The sequence below is a fragment of the Pseudomonas sp. J452 genome, from assembly GCF_024666525.1.
GTDB lineage: Bacteria > Pseudomonadota > Gammaproteobacteria > Pseudomonadales > Pseudomonadaceae > Aquipseudomonas.
This window is the reverse complement of record NZ_CP088294.1, coordinates 709,996-732,044: the sequence shown is the minus strand read 5'-3', so window position 1 is coordinate 732,044 and position 22,049 is coordinate 709,996. Positions and strand designations below refer to the sequence as shown.

15 protein-coding genes are annotated in these 22,049 nt (G+C 63.4%); 3 read left to right on the top strand and 12 right to left on the bottom strand.

From position 1 onward, the window contains the following. Nucleotides 1–2: 2 nt before the first annotated feature. Both LRS11_RS03260 and LRS11_RS03255 read right to left on the bottom strand, forming a co-directional pair. Nucleotides 3–1,346 (bottom strand): NDP-hexose 2,3-dehydratase family protein, encoded by a 1,344-nt coding sequence (locus LRS11_RS03260; RefSeq protein WP_260495492.1) that lies wholly within the window; start codon nt 1,344–1,346, stop codon nt 3–5. After that, complete coding sequence (locus LRS11_RS03255) at nt 1,324–2,415, bottom strand: glycosyltransferase family 2 protein (RefSeq protein WP_260495491.1); 1,092 nt, start codon at nt 2,413–2,415, stop codon at nt 1,324–1,326. Before LRS11_RS03255 ends, LRS11_RS03260 begins: the two co-directional genes overlap by 23 nt. Nucleotides 2,416–2,572: 157 nt before the next feature. Between LRS11_RS03255 and cptA the strand changes: the two genes are divergently transcribed. Both cptA and LRS11_RS03245 read left to right on the top strand, forming a co-directional pair. Beyond that, on the top strand, nt 2,573–4,330 hold the full coding sequence (gene cptA / locus LRS11_RS03250) for a phosphoethanolamine transferase CptA (protein ID WP_260495490.1): 1,758 nt from the start codon (nt 2,573–2,575) through the stop codon (nt 4,328–4,330). Nucleotides 4,331–4,554: 224 nt separating this feature from the next. Beyond that, nucleotides 4,555–5,598, top strand: coding sequence for a hypothetical protein (locus tag LRS11_RS03245; protein ID WP_260495489.1), 1,044 nt, complete (start codon nt 4,555–4,557; stop codon nt 5,596–5,598). 6 nt (nt 5,599–5,604) lie between these two features. Here LRS11_RS03245 and LRS11_RS03240 read toward each other — a convergent pair whose 3' ends face one another. The 10 genes from LRS11_RS03240 to LRS11_RS03195 are packed head-to-tail and all read right to left on the bottom strand — an operon-like array spanning nt 5,605 to nt 18,266. Continuing rightward, entirely contained in the window at nt 5,605–7,092 is a 1,488-nt protein-coding gene (locus tag LRS11_RS03240; RefSeq protein ID WP_260495488.1) for a right-handed parallel beta-helix repeat-containing protein, read from the bottom strand. A gap of 16 nt (nt 7,093–7,108) precedes the next feature. Beyond that, entirely contained in the window at nt 7,109–8,212 is a 1,104-nt protein-coding gene (locus LRS11_RS03235; protein WP_260495487.1) for a polysaccharide lyase, read from the bottom strand. Next, nucleotides 8,203–9,585, bottom strand: coding sequence for an alginate O-acetyltransferase AlgX-related protein (locus LRS11_RS03230; RefSeq protein ID WP_260495486.1), 1,383 nt, complete (start codon nt 9,583–9,585; stop codon nt 8,203–8,205). Before LRS11_RS03230 ends, LRS11_RS03235 begins: the two co-directional genes overlap by 10 nt. A 7-nt stretch (nt 9,586–9,592) precedes the next feature. Then, the gene (locus LRS11_RS03225; protein ID WP_260495485.1) at nt 9,593–10,264 is read right to left on the bottom strand and encodes an alginate O-acetyltransferase AlgF; all 672 of its coding nucleotides are present in this window, start codon (nt 10,262–10,264) and stop codon (nt 9,593–9,595) included. 11 nt (nt 10,265–10,275) lie between these two features. Beyond that, the gene (locus tag LRS11_RS03220; protein WP_260495484.1) at nt 10,276–11,385 is read right to left on the bottom strand and encodes an alginate O-acetyltransferase; all 1,110 of its coding nucleotides are present in this window, start codon (nt 11,383–11,385) and stop codon (nt 10,276–10,278) included. 9 nt (nt 11,386–11,394) lie between these two features. Continuing rightward, nucleotides 11,395–12,822: an MBOAT family O-acyltransferase gene (locus LRS11_RS03215; protein WP_260495483.1), complete on the bottom strand. Its 1,428-nt coding sequence runs from the start codon at nt 12,820–12,822 to the stop codon at nt 11,395–11,397. A 17-nt stretch (nt 12,823–12,839) separates the two neighbouring features. Continuing rightward, nucleotides 12,840–14,240: an alginate export family protein gene (locus LRS11_RS03210; protein ID WP_260495482.1), complete on the bottom strand. Its 1,401-nt coding sequence runs from the start codon at nt 14,238–14,240 to the stop codon at nt 12,840–12,842. Beyond that, nucleotides 14,237–15,562, bottom strand: a complete 1,326-nt coding sequence (locus tag LRS11_RS03205; protein ID WP_260495481.1) for a sel1 repeat family protein — start codon at nt 15,560–15,562, stop codon at nt 14,237–14,239. Before LRS11_RS03205 ends, LRS11_RS03210 begins: the two co-directional genes overlap by 4 nt. 21 nt (nt 15,563–15,583) lie before the next feature. Then, nucleotides 15,584–16,717 (bottom strand): PilZ domain-containing protein, encoded by a 1,134-nt coding sequence (locus LRS11_RS03200; protein WP_260495480.1) that lies wholly within the window; start codon nt 16,715–16,717, stop codon nt 15,584–15,586. 16 nt (nt 16,718–16,733) lie between these two features. Continuing rightward, entirely contained in the window at nt 16,734–18,266 is a 1,533-nt protein-coding gene (locus LRS11_RS03195) for a glycosyltransferase family 2 protein (protein WP_260495479.1), read from the bottom strand. 1,072 nt (nt 18,267–19,338) lie between these two features. Between LRS11_RS03195 and LRS11_RS03190 the strand changes: the two genes are divergently transcribed. Continuing rightward, nucleotides 19,339–21,939, top strand: a complete 2,601-nt coding sequence (locus tag LRS11_RS03190) for an EAL domain-containing protein (protein WP_260495478.1) — start codon at nt 19,339–19,341, stop codon at nt 21,937–21,939. Nucleotides 21,940–22,049: the final 110 nt, after the last annotated feature.

Genomic DNA, 22,049 nt, shown 5'->3' with positions numbered 1-22,049 from the left:
CTTTAGGCCCAGGCCAGCAGCATCGACAGCAGGCTGCGTGCCTCATTGGTCAGCAAACCTTGCAGGCTGCGCATGGCATGCAGGTCCGCCAGTGTGAGCCAGCGGTAGTGCGGCTCTGCGGGCAGCTCAACGGCAGGTGGCAGCAGGCTCAGTCGGTAGGTGCAGATGCTGTTGATAAAGCGTCCACCTTCATCGGACTGCTGAATCTGACAGAGCGTGGTGATGCGCTCATCCTCCAGGAGTGCCTCGACACTGCCGGCCTGCTCGGCCATGGCGTCGCTTTGCCAGCTTGGCCCCAACTGGAACGCTTCCTTGAAGCCAAGCTCCCAGGATGCGCGTAGCAGGAAGTGCAGGACACCATCCTGTTCCTGGCAATAGAGAATGGCCTGGTTGGTGCGTTTGCCCATGACCAGCGGCTGGCTCCAGCGCTCGACTTCCCGGTCGCGGGTGAACACCCGGTAAGGGCGGACTTCGAAGTCGTCGGCCGTCATGTGGGCCAGGCGCTCTTCGCTTGCATGCCAGCTGGAGAGTTGTGCAAGCGGTATCTCGCGGACTTCGGGGCGTGGTCCTTGGCGCAAGTCGCTGAGCCAGTCCAGGGTGGTCGCGAGGCGGCTGTGCGGATGGTGATAGGAGTTCGCCAGGCTGCGTGTGAACTCCGATTGCGTATCGGCGAACGGCTCCTTGCTCTCTGCCAGCATGCTCCAGTCGCCGCAGAACAATGACGAGCGGGCATCGGTATTGAGGATGAAATCCTTCAGCAGAAAGGCTCTCAGTACCTGGCTCGGATACCAGCGCAGGTTGCTGCAGGGTAGGGCGTCAATGTCTTCCTGCAAGAGGATGGACATATTGCGGTTGTACTTGCCGATGAAGCGGCTGCCCTGTTCCGAACCGAGCACATTGGCCAGCACCCGATGCGGGCCAGGATTCAGGAAGATATCCAGATAGGGCGTGGCGGCCCCACCATGGCGCTGCTTGTAGTTGCTTTCGGTCGCTTGCACCGAGGGTGCGAGTTGCGTGCCGCCCTGGTTGCCGGGTTCGGTCTTGGCTTGTAGCAACCACTCGACCGTCTCTCCATTACGTCTGAGTAGAAAGCCAAGAATGCCGATTTCCGGCTGGTTGATCATGGGCTGGGCGTGCGCGGCTGCCAGCCCTGGGCAGGCCGTGCTGGCCAGGGCGCGAATCGAGAAGAAGCCGCCGCTCTGATGCTCGATGGCGCTGGCAGATAGGTGCCAGGAGTCGCACTCTGCCCAGGTAATCGGACTGACCCGCAGGGCGGAGTTCTGTTGGCAGGCCAGCAGCCAATCCTCTGCGCAATTGAGCGCGTTATTGTGGTTGGCGACGGGCATGGTGGTGCAGTTCCTTTTGAGCATGGGCCAGCAGGGCAGTCAGGTCGTAGGTGGGTGGCATGGCTTCGCCGGTGCGTGCTCGGCTGAGGCTTTCCAGCAGGCTGCCACGCGGGTTGCCCCAATAGCGGGCATACAGGCTGAAGCCATCGCGGCCGGTAAGCCGGTAGAACCAGGCGGCAGGCCGCGAGAGCAGAATTCTGCCGGCGATTGCGGCCAATCGGCTGGGTGGCTTGCGCAGCATCTCGAACGGGTCGCGCATATCCGGGTTGTCTGCCTGGCTGAGCTGAATATCCGTATTGATCAGCGTGCGCAGGGCATCGAGCGAGACAGTCGACATCAGTTCACTCACGGCGTCATGTTCCCGATTGCCCCAGGTATAGGCGAGCTGCCTGGTGGGTAGGGCATTGACCCGGTGGTGGGTGTTGAACTTGATCACGCTGATCGGCTCGCTGCAGCACAGTCGGGCGTCAGCACGCCAGGCGCGCATCAGCCAGTCTTGCAACGTAGTTCTGTAGAGCTGGCGGCCTGAGCGCCACGCACCGACCCGGCTAATCAGTTCGCGCCGCATCAGCCAGGCGCTGCAAGGTTCGAACATGCAAGGGTTGCCGGTGTAGGCATGGCGCATGGCGCGCTGCACCGGGTTGGCTTCGGTAAAGCGCGGTCGGTTATCCGTTTCAGCTGGATCTTCGTGCGCGTGAGCAAAGGCGGCCCGTGCGACGCAGAGTTCGGCGCCGGAGTCCTGTAGGCACGCCAGGCTTATCTGCAGGTGGTCGGGCAGCCAGAGATCGTCATGGTTGAGCAGTGCCACGTATTCGCTATCCGCCAGCAACAGGCCCACCGAGTTGGGACCGGCCTGTTCACCACAGCGCGCAGGCAAGTTGATGTAGTGGATGCGCGGATCGTCGAATGTATCGACTACGGCCTGGGTGCGTTCATCGCAATGATCGCCGATCAGCAACAGTCGCCAGCGTTGTTCGGTCTGTTGCAGAACCGAGTGCAGGGTATGGCTGAGAACGTCTGGGCGATTGTAGGTGGCGATGACCACGGTGATCAGGGGGGCGGGAGGCATGTCAGTTCCATGGGGTTGGCGTGCCGATTTTACCTGACTGACCCAGTGGTCAGACCTCGGTAATGGCCTTTTGACAGGGTTTTCACATGCATCGTCGCACTATGCGGCGACCTCTTTATCTTCTGGCAGAGCAAGCATGGCGCAAGTTGGCGAGATTATGCGCAAAGGTAGTCGTCCTGACTGGGCTGGCCTGGGCTGGATGTACCTGTTCTTCTGGTATTTCTCCGGGGTGACCCATCTGCTGATCCTGCTCGGCGATGGCGCCGGTTTCAGCGGTTTTCGCCAGGCCTTGCTGATGAGCACCATCTGGCTGGCGCCCTTGCTGCTGTTTCCGCAGTGGGCGCGGCTTATCGCTGCCGTTCTCGGTGCAGTGCTGTGGCTGACTTCGCTGGTTGCCTTCGGCTATTTCCTGATCTACGGCCAGGAGTTCTCGCAGAGCGTGATCTTCATCATGTTCGAATCGAACGTGAGTGAAGGCAGCGAGTACATGGCGCATTACTTCGTCTGGTGGATGGTTCCTGCCTTCCTCGCCTACGGTCTTGGTGCCGTGCTGTTATGGCGCCGCCTGCGTCCCGTGTATTTTCCGCAACGTTGGCGGGTAGCAGCACCGCTGCTGCTGGTGCTGCTGGTGCTGGGCTATCCATTGAGCAAGGAATACGCGGAGAAGGACAGCTGGAGCGAGGCGGTCGAGCACTTGCAAACCCGCATGCAGCCGGCAGTGCCCTGGCAGCTGGTGATGGGCTATGGCAAGTATCGCGAGCAGCTTGAGCAGATGCAGTCTTGGCTGGCCAGCAACGCGGCGGTACCGCCACTGCGCAATCTCCAGGATCTGGCCGGCAGCCCGCCAGCGACCCTGGTGCTGGTCATCGGCGAGTCGACCAACCGCCAGCGCATGAGCCTGTACGGCTACCCGCGACAGACCACGCCGGAGCTGGATGCCCTGCGCGGCCAGCTGGATGTGTTCGACAACGTGGTCACGCCGCGGCCCTATACTATCGAGGCCCTGCAGCAGGTGCTGACCTTTGCCGACCAGCAGAACCCCGACGCCTACCTGAGCACGCCATCGGTGCTCAACCTGATGAAACAGGCCGGCTACAAGACCTTCTGGATCACCAACCAGCAGACCCTGACCGAGCGCAACACCATGCTCACCACCTTCTCCAAGCAGGCCGATGAGCAGGTCTATCTGAACAACAGTCGCAACCAGAACGCCCGCCAGTACGACGGCGACGTGCTGGCGCCTTTCGGCAAGATGCTGTCCGACCCGGCGCCGCGTAAATTCATCGTGGTGCATCTGCTCGGCACGCACATGCGCTACCGCTTCCGCTATCCCGAGAGCTTCGAGCGTTTCAACGACGCGCAAGGCGTGCCGGCCACGGTCACCGAGGATCAGTTGCCGACCTACAACAGCTACGACAATGCCGTGCTGTACAACGATCATGTGGTTGCCAGCCTGATCAAGAACCTCGACAGCCAGCAGCAGCGCAGCTTCCTGCTCTACCTGTCGGACCATGGCGAAGCGGTGTTCGATGCCCCGGCTGCGGATATCCTTGGGCGCAATGAAGGGCGGCCCACCGCGCCGATGTACACCGTGCCGTTCATCCTCTGGCGTTCCCCGCAATGGCGCGAGAGTGACCCGCGTGGTTTTGCCGATGCGCTAGGGCGGCCCTACAGCAGCGAACACTTCATCCACACCCTGGCGGATCTGGCCCGCTTGCGCTTCGACGAGTACGAGCCGAGCAAAAGCCTGGTCAATGCGCAGTTCCAGGAGCGCCCGCTGCTGATCGGTGATCCGCTGAAACCGAAGAGCTTGATCGATTTCAGTCTGATCCGGCCGAAGGCAGCGGTGCCGGCTGCTGGCCTGGTGCAGGCTGATCATGTACCGGCGGCCAAGGGCGCTGCGGCGGAGCTGTAACGGCGTTTCTGCGCCCCTGCGGCCTACCGTTCGGCGGCCCGCAGGGCGCAATGTCGGCAAAGTGCTTCGCAGGTTGGCAGCGACCTTGACTGGAGTGCTTTTGCGGCACTTAATCAGACCAGACCACTCGCTTGAAAGTGGCAGGCAATACCTCGCTCTCCCTCTTCCGGCTGCATGCCCTTGCTCATCTGCCCTCACGTGCTTTGCATTGGGGTACATGTGTCATGTCCAGCGTCTTCAAACCGACTGCAGTCACCATCGGCATCGCGCTCGCGGTGCTCGCGCAACATGCCTCAGCCCAGTTCTACGCGCTGAGTGATCTCGGCAGCCTGATCCGGACCTCCTACAGCGTGCCGCACAGCCTCAACGAGAAGGCCGATGTAGTCGGCTACAGCTATGCCGGCCTGGGTGCCCATGCCTTTCTCTGGACGGCCGCCGGCGGCATGCAGGATCTCGGCACCCTGAACGGCAGCACCAGTTACGCCTACGGCCTTAACGACCAGCAGCAGGTGGTTGGCTACGGCCTGCACGGCAGCAACGAACAGGCTTTCATCTGGTCGGCTGCGACGGGCATGCAGTTGCTCGGCACCCTGGGCGGCCCTACCAGCTACGCCCGCGAGATCAACAATGCCGGCCAGGTGGCCGGTTACAGCCAGCTGGCCACGGGCAAGAACCGCGCCTTTCGCTGGACGGCTGATGGCGGCATGCAGAACCTCGGCACCCTCGGCACGGCCAGCAGCAACAGCTACGCCACCGGGATCAACGACAGTGGCCAGGTCGCCGGTTTCAGTCATCTCGGCAGCAGCCCGCATGCGTTTCGCTGGGATAGCAGCCAGGGCATGCTCGACCTCGGCACCCTCGATGGCGGCAGGAGCTATGGCAAGGCGATCAGCAGCAATGGCAGCGTGGTTGGCTATGCCTCGGTGGGGACGGTCGAGCATGCCTTTCTGTGGACAGCTGCTGGCGGCATGCAGGACCTCGGCACCCTGGGGGGCAGCAACAGCTACGCCAAGGGGGTTAATGACAATGGCAAGGTGGTCGGCCAGAGTGATACCAGCAGCAGCGCCCTAGGGTTTGTCTGGAGCCAGGAAAGCGGCATGCAGAACCTCAACGAGCTGTTGCCCGACCCTGCCGGCTGGGTTATCGAGGCCGGGCTGGGGATCAACGATCAAGGGGTGATCGTCGCCCTCGGGCGCAATGCCCAGGGCCGTACCCACGCCCTGCTGCTGGCGCCGCTGCTCGAGGAAAAGAGCGCCGCCAGCGAGTAACCAGGCTCAGCTACCGCAGCCCGGTGCCACGGGCTGCGGCTCGATCGGCAGGGCGCTGCTGGTGAGTTGCAGGCGGGCGAAGCAGCCCTGCTTGAGCGTGGTCTCCAGCAACAGGCTCTGCACCGTCTGCAGGTCGCCGGCCAGCAGTTCCTGATTGACCGCCACGCCCTGGAAACGGTTGCCGCCCAAGTGCAGCTGGCGCACGCCTTCGCTGCGGATCATCGACTTGCCACTGCTGGCCAACTGATTGTCGAACAGGCCGATCTCGCCCTGCTGCGCCTGGCTGCTGCGCAGGCTGATGGCGTATTCCGGCGAGGCGCTGATGCGGTTGGCGACGATCAGCGCGGCGTCGAGGTTCTCGCCGTCGATACCACTGCTGGTGCTGTTGGCGATCAGGTTGCCGGCCAGCAGCAGGCGCCCGCCGCTGTGGCCTTGCAACTGGATGCCGTGGCTGCCGCTGTTGCCGATCAGGTTGTCGCGCAGGCTCAGCTCGCCCGACTGCGCGCTGACCTCGATGGCGGCCTTGCCGCTGGCGAGGATCAGGTTCTGCGTGACATCGCCGCTGCTGGTTCCGGCAATGCGGATCGCACTCTGGTTGCGCACCTGTTTGATGTGATTCAGGCGCAGGCTCAGGCGGCTGTCGTGCAGGTCGATGGCGTACTGCTGCAGGTCGTCGAAACGCGAGTCGTCGATCAGCGCCAGGGCATCGTGCAGCTCGGCGCCGCTGGCCATCTCGCGCAAGCGGCTATGGCGGATCAGCAGCCGGGCTGGTGCCACGCCCGGCCCCTGGCTGGCGCTGCGGCGGGTGCTCAGGCCGCGGGTCAGGTGGGCGTTGTAGCCCAGGCGGGTAAGGTTGGAGTCCTCGATCCAGGTGCTGCTGCCGGCCCAGGCCAGGATAAAGGGACGAAACAGTGCCGGGTCGTCGCTGTCGGTGCTGCCGCTCCAGCTCTGCAGCTGGCTGCGCTGCAGTTGCAGCTGGCCCTGATTGATCAGCGCAGCGCCACTGCGGCTGTTCAGGTACAGCTGGGTGTCCTTGATCAGCAGGGCGGCGGTGGGCCCGATCAGCAGCGGGTAGCTGAGCAGGTAGCCGTCCTTGTGCCGGCGCAGGATCTGCGGATTGGCCACCGCGCGCTCCAGCTGGGCCAGGTCGATGCTCCCGGCGTCGATCTGCAGCGCCCGTGGGTGCTGGCTCTGGTAGGCGGCGATGACCTTGAACAGGCCGCTGCCGACCAGCGGCTCGAATGGCCAGCTGCCACGCTGGGCGGAAAACAGTTGCGGCTGGCTGACCCGTGCACGGCCCGCCGGCAGGCGCAATGCCAGTTGCGCGGTCGTCACGCTGGGGCTGTTGCTGGCCAGCAACTCGGCCAGGGCCTGTTGCTGCGGTTGGCTGGGCAGCGCCTCGATCTGATGGCGATAGAGGGTCTGCGCCAGCAGCGGTGGCGACAGCAGCAGGGCGACGAGCAGTGTGCCGAGGGATGCAGTGAGCCGGGCCACGGTGGCACCTCGCAGGTCAGGGAAGGTTGGGGTAGAGCGGTTTGAGGCGGCCGCCGAGCTGGCCGTAGGCATCCACGGCGCCGTCTTCGTCCTGGTACAGCTGGCGCGCCAGGGCGTGTTGCGGGTAGCGACTGAGGAAGGGCAGCAGCCAGGTCATCTTGTGCGCCGGCACCGCTTCCTGCTCCTTGCCCTGCAGCTCGCTCAGGGCCTCGGCGTCGAGCACGCTGCGCACGGCGAAGTTGGCCAGTTGTTGCAGCTTGACGGCATCCGCCGCGCTCAGGCCGGGGCCGTTGCGCTGGCTGGATTCGGCCAGCAACACCAGTGGCACCAGGGCGTAGTGGGTGTAGTTGGCGGCCAGGCGGCCGCGGGCCAGTTCATTGGGCAGGTAGGCATAGTCGCCCTGGGTGGACGGAGTGATCTGCGCCAGCGCCAGGCGAAAGTTGCGCTCGCCCCAGGCGATATAAGCAGGCCGCTCCAGCAGCATGCCGGTGGCGGCGACGGCCCAGGCGGCCCAGTAGTCATGGTTGTTGAAATAGGCGAAGCCGGGTTGCTGGCGCGGGCTGTAATCCTCGATCACCAGCTCGGCCAGGCGTGCCAGCCATTGCTCTTGCTCCTGCGACAGCTGTGGCTGGCCGCCACTCAGGGCCTGGGTCTTGAGCAGGGTGGAGGCGATGGCCGCCAGCGACCACTTGCGTGCGGCGATGCCGGTCTTGTTGGTCTCGCGGCTTTGCAGGGCGCCGGCCACGGCCCAGGCCTGCAGCCACTGGTCGAGGCAGGCCAGGGCGACTGTCGCCTGTTGCGGCTTGCTGGCGGCCAGGTAGTAGTCGGCGAACTGCGCCAGGCGCTGGTTGAACGCGGTGAGGTGGGCGTGCAGTTCCTTCGACTGTTTCGACTGCTTGCCACTCAGGGTCGATTTGCTGGCGTCGCTCTGGTCGTACTTGCTGTCGATCAGCAGCGGCCCGGTATAGGGCTTGAGCACTGGCTTGGGGCAGCTCGCCGCATGGTAGTCGCCAACCTCGGCGCTCAGCGCGCTGGGCTGTGGCGGCCAGATCGACTGTGCCTGGGCACTGCCGACGGCCAGTGCCGTCAGCGCGCTCAGCGCGCTCAGTTTCAGCGACACAGCTTGATCTCCACGCTGCCCGGCTCGGTCAGCGCCTCGGTGGGTTCGAAGAACACCGAGAGCAGGTTGGCGCCGCGAAATTCCTTGGCCTTGCTCAGCTCCAGGTAGAACTGGCCGCCCTCGACGATGGCCTCGCGGCGGTACCAGACCTTGTCGCGCTGGCCATTGTCGTAATAGGTGATGATGTAGAAGTCCTTGAGGTTCTTGTCGCTCAGCTTGATATCGAGAAAGCCCGGCAGGTCGGCGAAGTTCTGCCGCTGGGCTCCGCTGTTGCTGAGGATTTCCAGACGCTGATCGACCTGCAGCGGCGGCAGTTCGCGCTGCTCGCTGGCCAGCACTTCCGCCTTGCCACAGCCGCCCTGGATCGCCGGCAGCAGCTGGCGATACATCAGCGGGTCTTCCAGGCGGAAGCTGGCCGGCAGCTCCCAGATAATCATCTTCGGCGGTGCGTCCGGCGAATAGTCGGCCGATTGCAGGTAGTTGAGCAGCGCGCCCTCCTGGCCGGCGCCGGGCAGCGCCAGGTTGAGGATGTCGACGCTGAGGTATTCCTTGAGGTAGCCGTCGAAGTTGTAGTTCTTGGTCTCGTCGTCGCGGTTGGCCGAGTTGCTGGTGCCGACCAGGATCACTTCCGGAGTCGACGCTTCCTCGAACAGCGCACTCATGTCGTCGCCCGCCGGCACCGTCTGGAAGCCGCGCACGTACTGGAAACCGTAGTTGTTGCCGCAGATGCGCTTCAGCCCGCGGCTCATGGTGCCGTCCTTGGGCACCATGACGCTGGGTTCGGTGCGGTAAGTCTTCTTGCTCAGCTCGGCGTAGAACGGCTGCTGCAGCACCGCGTCGGCGACGATGCGCGCGGTGACCTGGGCGCCGGTCGGTGTCCAGTGGTGGTCACGGCGGAAGAAGTAATCCGGCTGCGGCGGCTTATCCACCAGCGGCAGGATGTCCGGCACCAGGGCACCGCCGGCGCGCAACTGGCCGAGGAAGGTTTCCAGGTTGCGCCGGGCCAGAGCGTAGTCGAAGCCATAGGCGCTGTCGGCGCGGACCTTGTCGCGGTGCATCATGCCGCGGGTCGGTTGCACGGCGATCACCACCTGCACCTGCTTGGCGGCGAAGGCATCGATCAGGCGCTTGAACTGCGGCTGCATCTCGGCCGGGATACCGAACTGGTTGCTCAGGTCGACCTCGGAACGAAACAGCCAGGTGCCTTCGCCGGGAGCGATGTGCTTCATCGCCTTCATGATGCCTTCGGCATAGTGCGCGGGGTCGGCCAGGCCGGGGCACAGCAGGCATTCCAGGCCGCACTGCTCAGCGGCCTGCAGGGTCGGTGCGGCAAGCAGCAGTAAGCTGGCGATCAGGCGCTGGGCTGTCTTCATGGGCGCTCTACTTGATGCTGTCCAGGCCGTTCATCAGGCCGATGGCGCGGTAGCCACTGCCCTCCGGGATGACCACGTAGGAGTAGGAGCGGCCCTTCTTGAGGAACAGCTCGCCGAACTTGGCCACGTTCTGCTCGCCGGCATAGGCGGCGAAGCCGATCTTGACCTCGTTGACCATGCGCGTGCCGGTGCCGTTCTGCGCCACGCCGTCGACCACGGCATGCTTGCCGTCGAGGGTCTTCAGCGCCATGGGTTTGTCGGTAAGGTTGTAGAAGGCGATCTGCGCCTTCTTGGTGTCCTCGACGTACTCGTCGGCGATCTGCACCAGGCCGCTGCCGTTGTAGACCAGGGTCATGGCGGTCTTCGGCTGCAGGTTGATCTCCACGCTGCTCTGGTTGACCGTCACCTTGTGCGCGCCGGGGGTGATGAACAGATAGTTGCCGAGCTGTCCGGCGCCGACCTTCTGCGCGGCGCTCTTGCCGCTGACCATCATCTCGGCGCCGCCGGGCGCCAGGTTGAGCACCCGGATATAGGCCGAGCCGGCCGGGGCCACGGCATCGTAGAGCGCGGCGTTGCCGTCCTGGGCGCTGGCGGGCAGCGCGCCGAGCAGGGCCAGGGCGGGTAATAGGGCCAGCGTGAGCAACACAGGTCGTGCGGCAGCGAACAGAAAAGGTTTCATGGTCTGGCTCCTTAGAAGAATTGATTGGCGGCGACTTGCCAGCCAGTGGTGGTCGGCTCTTCGCTGAGCAGGGTGCGCAGGGGGAATTCCCAGATCACCGTGGTGATGCTCGGGTCCTGCAATTGCTTACCCTGGAGAAACTGCTCCATCGCGTAATAAGGCCCACGGGCCTCGACGGCGGTGGTCTGCAGATCGGTCTGCAGCGACTCCTTGAGGAAACCGGGGAAGTTCCAGTCGTCGATCTTGGTGTAGCTGGAGCCGACCAGCATGATCGGCTGCTCGCTGTCGCCGAACAGCGCGGCGTCGCTGACTTCCTGGTTGTCCTTGAGGGTTTCGAAGACCGCCAGTGGCGATGGGGTGAAGCGCTCTGGCGCCAGCTCGCGGTTGAACTGCAGGTAGTTGACCAGGTCGCCGGCGAGGTTTTTTTCGGCCACCTGGCGCGAACTGTAGGTGGCGCTGCCAATCAGTTCCGGATGCTGGCGGGCCAGTTCCTGGGCGGCCAGGCGCGCGCCGAAGGGCGTCCAGTGGGTGTCGGTCTTGAGGAACAGCGGCTGCTGGTCTTTCTGCGCCAGGAAGGCTTCGCGCAGTGGTGTGGCCTCGATGCTGCTGGAGCGCAACTGGGCGATGAAGTCACCGTACAGCTGCTGTGAGCGGCTGTTCGGCGTGCGCGCAGCGTATTCGGCATAGACGTCCAGCTTCATCGGCAGCGGCAGCACGATCAGGCGCTTGTTGTGCGCCTTGAGGGTTTTCTCCACCGCGGCGATCTTCGCCACGTTGCTGTCCAGCGCCTGCTGGTAGGCGTTGGGCAGGCGGTACTCCTCGTTGGTGAACAGCCAGCCCTCACGGCCCAGCACCACGCCGCTGGAGCCCTCGCGGAACAGCAGGTACTGGGCGCTGGCCCAGAGTTCGATGGACGGATCGCGAAGGAAGAAGCCCTTGTCGTAGTAGTCCTCGAACTGGCGCAGCAGCTGGCCGCTCATGAACAGCTCGGCCGCCTCGGCCGGCGACTGGGTCTTGGCGAAGCCGACGACCCTGGGCAGCGAGTACAGCAACAGTGCGGCGAGCATCAGGATGAACGCGATGCCGTTGAACTTGTGGGCGGAATTCATCACCGGAAACATGGCAGCCTCCTAGAACTGGAAGTAGAGAAAGGGCGAGAAGGAATTGGCGGCCAGGCGGCTCAGCGACAGGCCGAAGCCGGCCCACAGCAGCAGCATGCTCAGGCCTCCGACGTGCTGCATCCAGTAGCCCTGCTTGTGCCCGGCGTAGTAGCGCAGGTTGATGCGCCCGGCGAGGACGATCCAGGCGATGGCCAGGCCGGTGAAGGCCACGGTCATGCTGGAGGTCTCGATGAAATAGGCATCCAGCGAGCCGAGGCCGCGCACACCAGACATGCCGGTGAGGATATTCACGGCGTGGTTGATATCGCCGGTGATGAAGAACGGCATCACGCCGACCACCAGGACCAGGGCAATCAGGTTGCGGTGGAAACGATAGGGCCCGTTGACCTTGGTCACCCAGCCCATGCGCCGCTCGATCAGCATGAGCACGGCGAAGTACAGGCCGAAGAGGATGTAGGCGAAACTCGCACCGTGCCAGAAGCCCGACAGCAGCATGGTGCAGAACAAGGCGCCCTCGGCCTTCATGGTTCGTGAGCGGATCAGCGGCAGGTAGATGTAGTCGCGCAGGAAGTCCGCCAGGGTCAGGTGCCAGCGTCGCCAGAACTCGGTCATGCTCTGGCACAGCAACGGCTGGTTGAAGTTCTCGGCGAAGCGGAAGCCCATCATCATGCCCAGGCCGATGGCCATGTCGCTGTAGCCGGAGAAGTCGAAATACAGCTGCAGCAGGGAGATGAACATGCCGAACCAGGCATCCACCATCTGCGGTTGCGACTCACCGAGAATCACCGTGCCCATGGGTGCCAGCGAGTCGGCGATGAGCACCTTCTTGACGAAGCCGAGCATGAAGCGCGCCGCGCCGAGGCTGAACAGTTCCAGCGAGTGGGTGCGTTGCTTGAGCTGCTTGTCGATCAGGCTGTAGCGCAGGATCGGTCCGGCCACCAGTTGCGGGAACAGGGCGATGAAGGCGGCGAAGTCGACGAAACGGCGGGTCGGCTCGGCATCCTTGCGGTAGATGTCGACGATGTAGCTGAGGGCCTGGAACACGTAGAACGAGATGCCCAGCGGCAGGATGATGTGTTCCAGGGTGAAGGTGTTGACCCCCAGCGGTTGCAGCACCTCGTTGAGCACGTCGAAACCGAAGTTGGCGTACTTGAAGTAGCCCAGCGCGGCCAGGTCACCGACCACGCCGATGGTCAGCAGGCGGAACGCCGCCTTCTTCTCGCCGGCGTCGAGGCGGTGCTTGATCAGCAGGCCGAACCAGTAGTTCCAGTAGGAAATGGCGACGAACAACAGGAGGAAGTCCGGGCGCCACCAGGCGTAGAAGATGTAGCTGCCCAGCACGATGACATAGGAGCGCCAGGAGTCCTTCACCAGGTAGTAGACCAGCAGGAATACCGGAAGGAAGAGGAACAGGAAGATGTTCGAGGTAAAGACCATGGCGACACCTATGTGGGTTAGTAGCGCAGTACGACGCCGAACGACAGTTGGGAATCGTTGTCGAGGTTGCCGATGGCATCCCCCGCCCGGAAATAGCTGGCGGTGAACAACGCGTTGACTTGCACGTGCTTGTCTTGCAGGGCGACCGGGAACATTTCCCAGTAGTAATTGAGGTCCAGGGTCTGCCCCAGGGAGCGGCTGCCGCTCTGCTCGGCCGGCTCGCCCAGGCTGATCGGTACGGCGCCGTCGGCATCGCGCAGGTGCAGGTCGCTGAGGCGCAGGTCGAGGTGCTGGAGCGGCTGTGGCTGGGTTTCCAGGGCGATGCCGTAATAGGCCAGGTTGCGCAGGTCGACGCCGATGAACGAGCTGACCAGGCCGCTGCTGTAGGTGTCCGGGTTGGCCACCCGGTCGGATTGGATGGCGTTGAGGTAGAAGCCGTCGTTGGCGTCGTCCGGCTTGTCGGTGATGCCGCCATGTAGGGCCAGGCGCGGAGTCCAGGGCAGGGCGTGGAAGCGCTTGCCGATCTCGCCGAGTACGGTCCAGCCGCTGCGGTCCTGCTGCTCGCCGCTGGCCAGCTCAAGGTCGCCGTCGAGTGCCACCAGTTCCAGGTGATAGTCGCTGAACAGCGGGCTGACGTTCAGCGCCTCGCCGTGGAAAAACAACCCGGCGCGGACGCCGTCGAAGTCGCTGGGGTCGTCGAGGTCCTGCCCGGAATGGTCCTGTTCCAGCAGCAGGCGCACGCCGGCCCAGTTATCGCCGTTCCAGCGCAGGGCGTATTCGCCCATGGCGTAGGCGATGTCGCGCTCGCTGTCGTCCAGCGCCTTGATGTCGCTGTTGTAGCTGTGCAATTGCTGGCCAACGGCGACGAAACCTCGGGCGAAGGTGTCGTCGAAGTTCAGGCGCAGCGACTCCAGGCTGTCGTCCCACCAGATGCCGAAGTGGTCGGCGTAGCGCTGGCGCCCCAGGCTGAGGGAGAAGCGCGGGTCGTCGCCGAGCAGGTTGCGCCGCACATAGAACTCGCGCAGCTCGGCGCTGAAGTATTCGATCTGCTGGCTGTTCTCGTCCTGCAGGCCGGTGCTGGCCTGGCTGGAGCTGTTGTAGTTGAGCCAAGCGCGGCCGAAGGCCTGCCATTTCGGCCACTGCGGCTCACTCGAACGCCAGCTCAGCGACGGTTCGTAACGCAGGCCGTAGAAGCCTTTGTCGTCATTGCCGGGCTGCGAATTCTCCGGGCCATAGCCGCCCTGCACGGTGAGCTTGTGGCCCAGCTCGAAGGGGCTGGGCGCAGCGGCGGCCGCCTCGGGGCTGGGCAGGCTGCTCGGTTCGCCGACCAGGCTTTCGCTTTCCTCGGCCAGCGCCGGGGCGATGCTCAGGGCCAACAGCCAGGGTGTGCAGTGGCGCAGGGGCAGGGATCGCTTCATAGCGCCGCCTCGATTTCGCGGATGATTCCGCTGCGCGCTTGCAGGGCCTGGCTCAGCTGCTCCTGGCTGATCTGCGCTTCCAGCTCCTTGAGGAACTTGCGCGCGCCCAGCTCGCCGCCGTCCACGGCGATCTTGGCGTAGGCGTAGGCCTTGACCTTGTCGTGGCAGATGCCCTTGCCGCCGCCGTAGAGGGTGGCGATGCGGTAATAAGCCGAGGGCACGCCGCGGGCGGCGAGGATGCGGTAGGTCTCGATGGCCTTGGCCTGGTCCACTTCATCCAGGCCGCCCATGCTGTAAAGCTCGCCGAGGTTGAGGTAGGCGTTCTGGTAACCCTCGGCCAGCAGGCCCTGGATGATTGCCTGCGCCTTGAACGGATCGAGGCTGCTCCAGCCGCGCACCATGTAGGCCGAGGCGCGCAGGGCGCGGCCCTCCTGCGGGCGGGTCTGCTCGACCTGGTCGATCAGGGCGAAGACTTCCTCGGCGCTGTAGGTCTGCGGCGCCGACATCATGTAGCTGGCCTTGGACACCAGCGCCTGGTCGGCGTGGCGGGCGATGGCGTTGTCCAGCCACTGCATGACCTGCGGATCATGCTCGCGGGGAATGCCGCTGAGCAGGCTGCCGATGGCCTGCACCACCGCCACCGGCAACTGGTCGATCTGCCCCAGCAGGCTGCTGACCCGGGCCGGGAACAGTTCGTCTTGCTGCTCGCCGAGGAACTGGTAGTAGCGATCCACCGCCCGCGCATCGCTGCGCAGGGCGCTGAGGTAGAGGTTGTCGGCCAATTCGCGCTGGCCCTGCTGTTCGGCCAGGCGCGCGCGGTACAGCGGGGCGGCGCAGGTGCTGGTGCAGGCGCGCTGGTGCAGGGCGATCAGCTCGCGCACCTGGGCCGGCTGATACAGCTCGGGGTAGATCAGGAACAGGTCGAGGCTGACCTGCACGCTGTTCGGATCGCGACTCGCCGGGAAACGCTGCACGGCGGCCTGGAAAAACGCGCGCTGGGCCTCCAGGCCGTTGGCCTGGCGTTCGCTGAAGTTGGCCAGGGCGACCAGGGCGCCGAGCTGGCCCTGGCCATCGGCAAAGGCTGCCTGGTACAGGGCGACGGCTTCCTGCTGGCGCGCCTGGTCCGCCGAGCCGGCCAGCACATCGGCCAGCAGCTGCATGGAGGCGCGGTCGCCACGGCCGGCGAGCAGGCGCAGGTCGGCCTCGACATCGGCCTGCGGGTCCTGATGCAGGCGGTATTCGATCTGCTGCAGGCTGGCGGCCTGGGCGGAACTGGCGGCCAGCGCGGCGAGCAACAGGCTGAGTGGCAGGGTCCTGGTCATGCTGCGGTTCTCCTGGTCGTCCTACAGCAGGCGTTTGAACAGATCGACCGCGACCGGCTTCTGGTAGGCCGTCACGGGCAAGGGCTGGGCCGGGCTGATCTGCAGCAGCAGTTCCTGGGTCAGCGGGTCGAGAGCCGAGCCGATCACCGTGCCGCTGAGGCTGGCGCCGAGGCCGAACACCTGCAGGTCGATGGAGCCGATGTCGTTGAGGTCCTTGAGCTTGTCGAAGGGGAAGCTGGCCCTGACGAACAGGCTGTTTTCCTCGACCGGGATCAGGTGCACCAGCTCGGCGAATTTGTAGCCGTAGCCGTCGGTCATCTTCTTCGGCAGGTACAGGTAGCAGTCGCAGGGGCTGGCGATGGTGGTCTCGATCAGCGAGCGGCCGAGCAGGGCCTGCAGGTCGGTCTGGCTGATGTCGGCCAGGGCCTTGAGGTCGGCCGGAGTGGTGAAGCTGGTGGCCAGCTGGGTAGACACCGTGGCGATCGGCTGGCCGGCCTTGACCCGTTCGGTGCCGGCAGGCACGAGGAATTTCACGTAGCCGTTTTCCGGCATGCTGATGACATGCGCGTCGGCGCTGACGATGGCCTGGGTGGCCGGCACACGGAAGAAGAACAGGTAGGCCTTGTACGCCAGCACCGTGGCGATGAGCAGGCCGGCGAGCAGGTACAGGGCGCTGCCGAGCAGGGCCTGCACGCGCTCCAGTGGGGTGCGCTCGGCGGCGAACTTGTGCTTGCGCTGCTTGATGTAGTTTTCCCGCTGCATCACGTTGAACAGGCCGTTGACGTCGGCGATCTCGCCGGACATGTAGGCGCTGATGATGTAGCGCAGGATGTCGCGCTTCTGCCCGTCGAGGTCGATGAACTGGGCGCCGATCACCTCGCCCTGCTGCGCGGTCACCTTGATTCGCGCGTCGATCTTCAGCACCACCTTGTGCAGGTCGAGCTGGATCGAGGCGCTGTGCAGGCTGCCGGGTTTGAGTTCGCGCGGGCAGCGCAGACCGAGGCCACCGAGGGAGATGTCCTCGATCTCGCACTCGATGTCTTCGCTGCCGCTGTGCAGCAGCACGCGTGCGGGGATCTTGGTGCGCACGTACTGGCGCTCGTCGACCGCTTCGTGGACCACATTTGCCGCAGGGCTGGAGATGGCGCTGGTCATGGGCAATCGCCTCGGATCAAGGTTGGGAAAGGGTCAGCAGCATGGCCACGGCACCCAGAAACAGGGTGATGGAGGAGGCCAGCATGGTTTTCGAGGACCAGCGGTTGAGGGCCATGTCGAAGCCCTCGGTGCTGCGGTCGAGGGTGGTCTTCTGCCGGGTCCAGCTCTGCTGGTCCATGTGGAACAGGGCGTAGACCTTCATCGCCGAGCCGACGATCTGGTTGTAATAGAGAACCAGCGGATACAGCGGGTCGACCGGGTGCTGGGCAAACAGCAGCAGCAGCGTCACCAGGCTGCGCGACAGCAGCACCCAGAACAGGTAGACCAGCAGGAACTCGATGCCGAACATCAGGCCGGCCGCGACCGAGGTCACCAGGCCGAGCAGGCTGGTCCACATGGACACGCGTTGGTCGTAGAGCACGTACAGGGTGAACAGCCCCAGTTGCCGCAGCCCGAGCAGGCGGGTGGTGCGGAAGTTCTGCCGCAGGGAGTTGCCGTACCAGCGGAACATCAGCTGGCGGGTGGCGCGGAAGAAGTTGCTGTCTGGCGGATGCTCCACGGTCAGGGTGTTGCTGTCGGGCACGTAGAAGGTGTCCCAGCCGGCGCGCATCAGGCTGAACCAGGACGACTTGTCGTCGCCGGTGAGAAACTGGAAGCGGCCCAGGCGCCAGTGCTGGAGGAAGTCGGCCTCGACATCCTTGATAAAGCCTGGTTCGGTCATCACGCTGGCGCGGAAGAACGACAGCCGCCCGGTCATGGTCAGTACCCGCCGCGACAGGGCCATCGAGCACATGTTGATGTGGCGTTGGACGAAGCGCAGGGCGTGCCACTCGCGCATCAGCTTGGCGCCTTCCACCTCGCAGAACTCGTTGGTGGTGATGCCACCAACGCTGGGCAGGTAGGCGAAGAACTTCACCGCGTTCTCCACGCAGCCGGGCAGCATCATGGTGTCGCCATCGACCACGCCGACCACCGCATCTTCCAGTGGCATCTGCCGCGACAGCGCACGAAAGGCGTGAGCCAGGCCATCGCGCTTGCCGGTGCCACGGGCGCGGATGATTACCAGCTTGATGTCGTCACGCCCGCGCACCTCGTCACGCATGATCTGTTTGATGAAGTTCTCGTCGGCCTTCTCGACGATCGAGGCGATCACCGTGCACGGCACCGGCAGGCGCTGCACTTCCTGGAACACCGAGCGGTAGACCTTGAAGGTGGTGTGGGTGGGGATGCGGAAACTGGTTACCACCATGAACATCTGCGACGGCAGCGCGGCGTCGCCCATGGCCTCGACCGCCCGGCGCATGCGCGGGAAGCGCCAGTGCAGGAAGTACATGCCACGCAGGTAATGCATGCTCGCATTGCCATAGCGCCACATGCCGATAGCGCCGATCAGGAAGATGAAGTGCCGGTGCGATGGGTCGAGCAGGCGCGGATCAATCAGCTCGGCGAAGGCCGCCAGCACGCCGAACAGGCAGGCCCAGGCAAAGAACCGGGCGCACAGTCGTCCCTGGAGCAGCGCCTGGGCGCTGCTCGAAACCTGAGTGGACATGGCTCAGCCCTCGGCCTGGCGCAGGGCTTGCGAAGAGAGGCCAACGTTGCGCCGATGCCGTGCTGCACGCGAGCCTGCCTTGGCTGCGCAGCGCTGTGCTGGCGTTGTGGTGGAGCCGATGTGGCCCGCTGCGTGGATACCCATAGCCATTGCCTAACCCCTCATCCTGGAAGGTAGATCGTTGCTGCAGATCAAGGCAGTTCAGTGGCGTCCTGGGCTCGATTGGGCTTTTTGTTCTGCGGCCAGAGGGTATCTAGCGATACCGGCTACAGGGCTCGGCGTTGTTATGCGGGCCGATGCCAAGCGAGCTACTTCACAGTCACCGTCACGTTCGCTGTTACAAGTGCAAAGGCTGCGCCAATTTTTTTGCAGTTACGTGAACCCTCGGCGAGGAAGGCCTAAGTTTTTTGCTGAGCGGTGGCTATTTTTTGGAAAAGCCATTGTTAACAATTGGTTATGCATCGCCTGTTTTTTGACGTTATTTCTTTCTGGAATTTATGTAATAGCAGAGAGGAATTAAGGGGCCATCGGCTGGCCGCTGAGGACGACCATTTTGGGGCGATAACGGAGGTACGAGCAGGGTTGGGCACTGGCTTGGCGCAAAGCCAGGGGGCTTCTGCTTAATCCCGCTTTGCCATCTTCTGCCCATTGCTCGCCCGGCCACTCAATGCCTGTGCAGACCAGGCAAATCGCTAGGGTCTGTTCCCGTTTCGTTCGCGAACCGCGTTGCTGCGCAAAATCGCGCCAGGCTAGGCGCGGGACGCAGGCAATGGTCATTCCCTTGGCAAGTCCCGCAACGACGCATGGCGCGATTTTGCGCGCAACCCGTAGGGACGGGCCTGTTTTTGCGCGGGACGTCGTTCCTCGACGGCTCATTTGGACGACCAAACTTCGCGTCTCGCGCCTAGCCCCGCGCAAAAACAGGCTCCGTCGCGGCCGTGAACGAAACGGGAACAGACCCTAGATAGAAGCCAGGCCGTGTGGCTTCCCTTAAGTCACTCAGTGACTACACTGCAAGGCATAACAAAAAATAATGTGCCACCCCACTGGCCGTTAGTGGAGACAGCATTCCGTGCATCTGAACCGGGCATTTAAGATCCTGGTCGCTGTTTTAGTTGCCTGTCTGAGTCTCAGGGCTTTGGCGCAACCTGAGCCGATTGAGATCACTGCAGCACCAGACATCCAGGTTCACTTCCAGTTCTGGCAGGACGCTAGCGGCGAAGCCTTGATCGATCAGGTGCTTACCCTGCCCGATGAGCGCTGGGAGGCTGTACCCAATGGCAATGCCAACTTCGGTCTCACCCAGTCTGCCTACTGGATCCGTTTTACCCTTAGCAATCAGACGCCGCTCAACCAGAACCTGATTGCCGAACTGGCCTATTCCCAGTTGGACGACGTGATCTTTTACCTGTTCGAAGACGGCGCCTTGGTAAAAGAGCTGAAGACGGGCGACAGCCGGCCTTTTTATCCACGTGACGTGGATCACCCGAGCATGTTGTCGCGTGTTTCCCTGGCTCCAGATGAAATGAAAAGCGTTTTTGTACGGGTCGCAACGGGCGGTTCCATGATCGTGCCGCTGCGTATCTGGCGTGAGCAGGTGTTTTATGAAACCGCCGCCCATGAGCTGAAGCTGCAGTTTTTCTACTACGGCTGCATCAGCGTCATCATCCTGATAAACCTGGCGGTGTACCTGAGTCTGCGTGAAAAGCTGTATCTCTACTACGCGCTGGCGCTATTGGGCTACCTGCTGTTTTTCGCCTCGATCAAAGGCTTCAGCTTCCAGCACCTCTATCCGTATGCACCGCTGCTGCATGCCAAGGCGCTGCTGGTGTCGATACCCGGCCTGGCGCTGTTTTCACTGCTGTTCTGCCGGGAGTTCCTGAACAGCAGAGTCAACACCCCGCGCCTGGATAAGGTGCTGATCGGGATGATGCTGTTCGAGTTGCTGTTTCTTCTTTCGGCGCCTTTTCTCGACTATCACACGGGCATCCAGCTGGCATCGTTTTCAGCACTGTTCTTTTTTTCGCTACTGCTCGTCGCCGGTCCCGTTGCCTGGGTGGCCGGGGTTCGCGCCGGAGCATTTTTCACCCTGGCCTGGACCCCTCTGACTATCGGCGTGCTGGCAACAGCCGGGAGGATGCTAGGCATCTTTCCCGAGAGCTTCTTCATCGAGTACGCGATGCAGATCGGTTCTGGACTCGAGGCCTTTATCCTGACCCTGGCCCTGGCGGATCGGCTGTACCGTGAGCGCGAAGACAAGATCACCGCCCAGGCCGCCAGCCTGCAGGAGGCTCAGTCGCGCAATATCGCGCAGAACCTGCTCACCGAAGCCCTGACGCACGACCCCGTGACCGGCCTGGCCAACCACAACCGTTTTGTCTGGATGGTCGATCAGCAACTGCAGCAGGCCCCTCACGGCCGTTACATGGTGGGTTTGGCGCGGATTACCCGTCTGGATGAAATCAATCGCACGCTTGGCCTGGCCAGGAGTGAATGGATAATGAAACGCGTGGCCGAGCAGATGGTAGAGCTGGCGGCCGGCCTACCCTTTATTCAAGCCATTTGCGACGCTCAAGGTCGTGAGGAGCGGGTTTACCATCTATCGGGCGACTGTTTCTGCTTGCTGGTGGACGTGGACAAAGCGGGGAAGGATTTCTCGGCCCTCAACACCGCGCTAAGACGTTTGGCCGAGCCAATCTGGTTGGACCACCTGGCGATCGAGCTGCACCCTCGCTTTGGCGCAGCCAGTTATCCCGAGCACGGTCGATCTGCCGCCGAGCTGATCCGCAACGCGCATGTCGGCATGGAAATCGCGCCGCGGGACGGCAACGAAACCGGCATCTATTCCCCGCAGCAGGATATTTACAACGAGAGTCGACTGACCTTGATGGCGGACCTGCGCAAGGCCTTGCAGCAGAACCAGACCATGCTCTATTACCAGCCCAAACAGGATCTTCAGACCGGCCATATTGTTGGCGTGGAGGCGTTGATTCGTTGGCACCATGCTGAGCGCGGTTGGGTAAACCCGGCCGAGTTCATCCCCTTGGCAGAGGAAACGGGTGTCATCACCCAGCTAACCCGCTGGGTCATCGCCCAGGCCGCGAAAGATTTGGCCGACTTGCACCAGGACAACCGGGAGTTGACCGTCGCCATTAATATTTCGGCGCGCGACCTCGAATCCAAAGAGCTGCAGGGCGAGCTGCAATTGGCTCTGCAGCAGAATGGCCTGCAGGCGTGCGCGGTAACCCTGGAAATAACCGAAACCGCCGCCATGCTCGACCCTGCGCGCAGCCTGCAGGCGTTGAATGTCCTGGCCGCACTGGGGCATCAGATATCCATTGATGATTTTGGTAGCGGCTATTCCTCGTTGTCCTACCTCAAACAGCTGCCGGCCTCGGAGTTGAAGCTGGATCGCTCGCTGATTCACGATATCTGCAGCAGCGAAAGCGCCGACGTGATTGTCTCGACTGCCATTCAGATGGCTCGCAGCCTCGGTTACCGGGTCGTCGGCGAGGGCATTGAGAGCGCCGAGATAGCCAGCCGCTTGAAGGCAGAGGGCTGCCACTTGCTGCAGGGGTACTGGCTCTGCAAGCCCAAGCCGATCGCTGAGCTCAAGCAATGGTTGAGAAACTACGAGGCAGAAGAGCGCGTTGCTGGTGCTCAACCTCTGTAACTCAGGATTGTTTGATAGAGGGTCGCCATCACAGCAGTCTGCTGGGCGTCGTCTGGCGCAACCCATCCTAAGAACAGGTCGCTGTGATGGGCAGCGGCCGGATAAGGGTA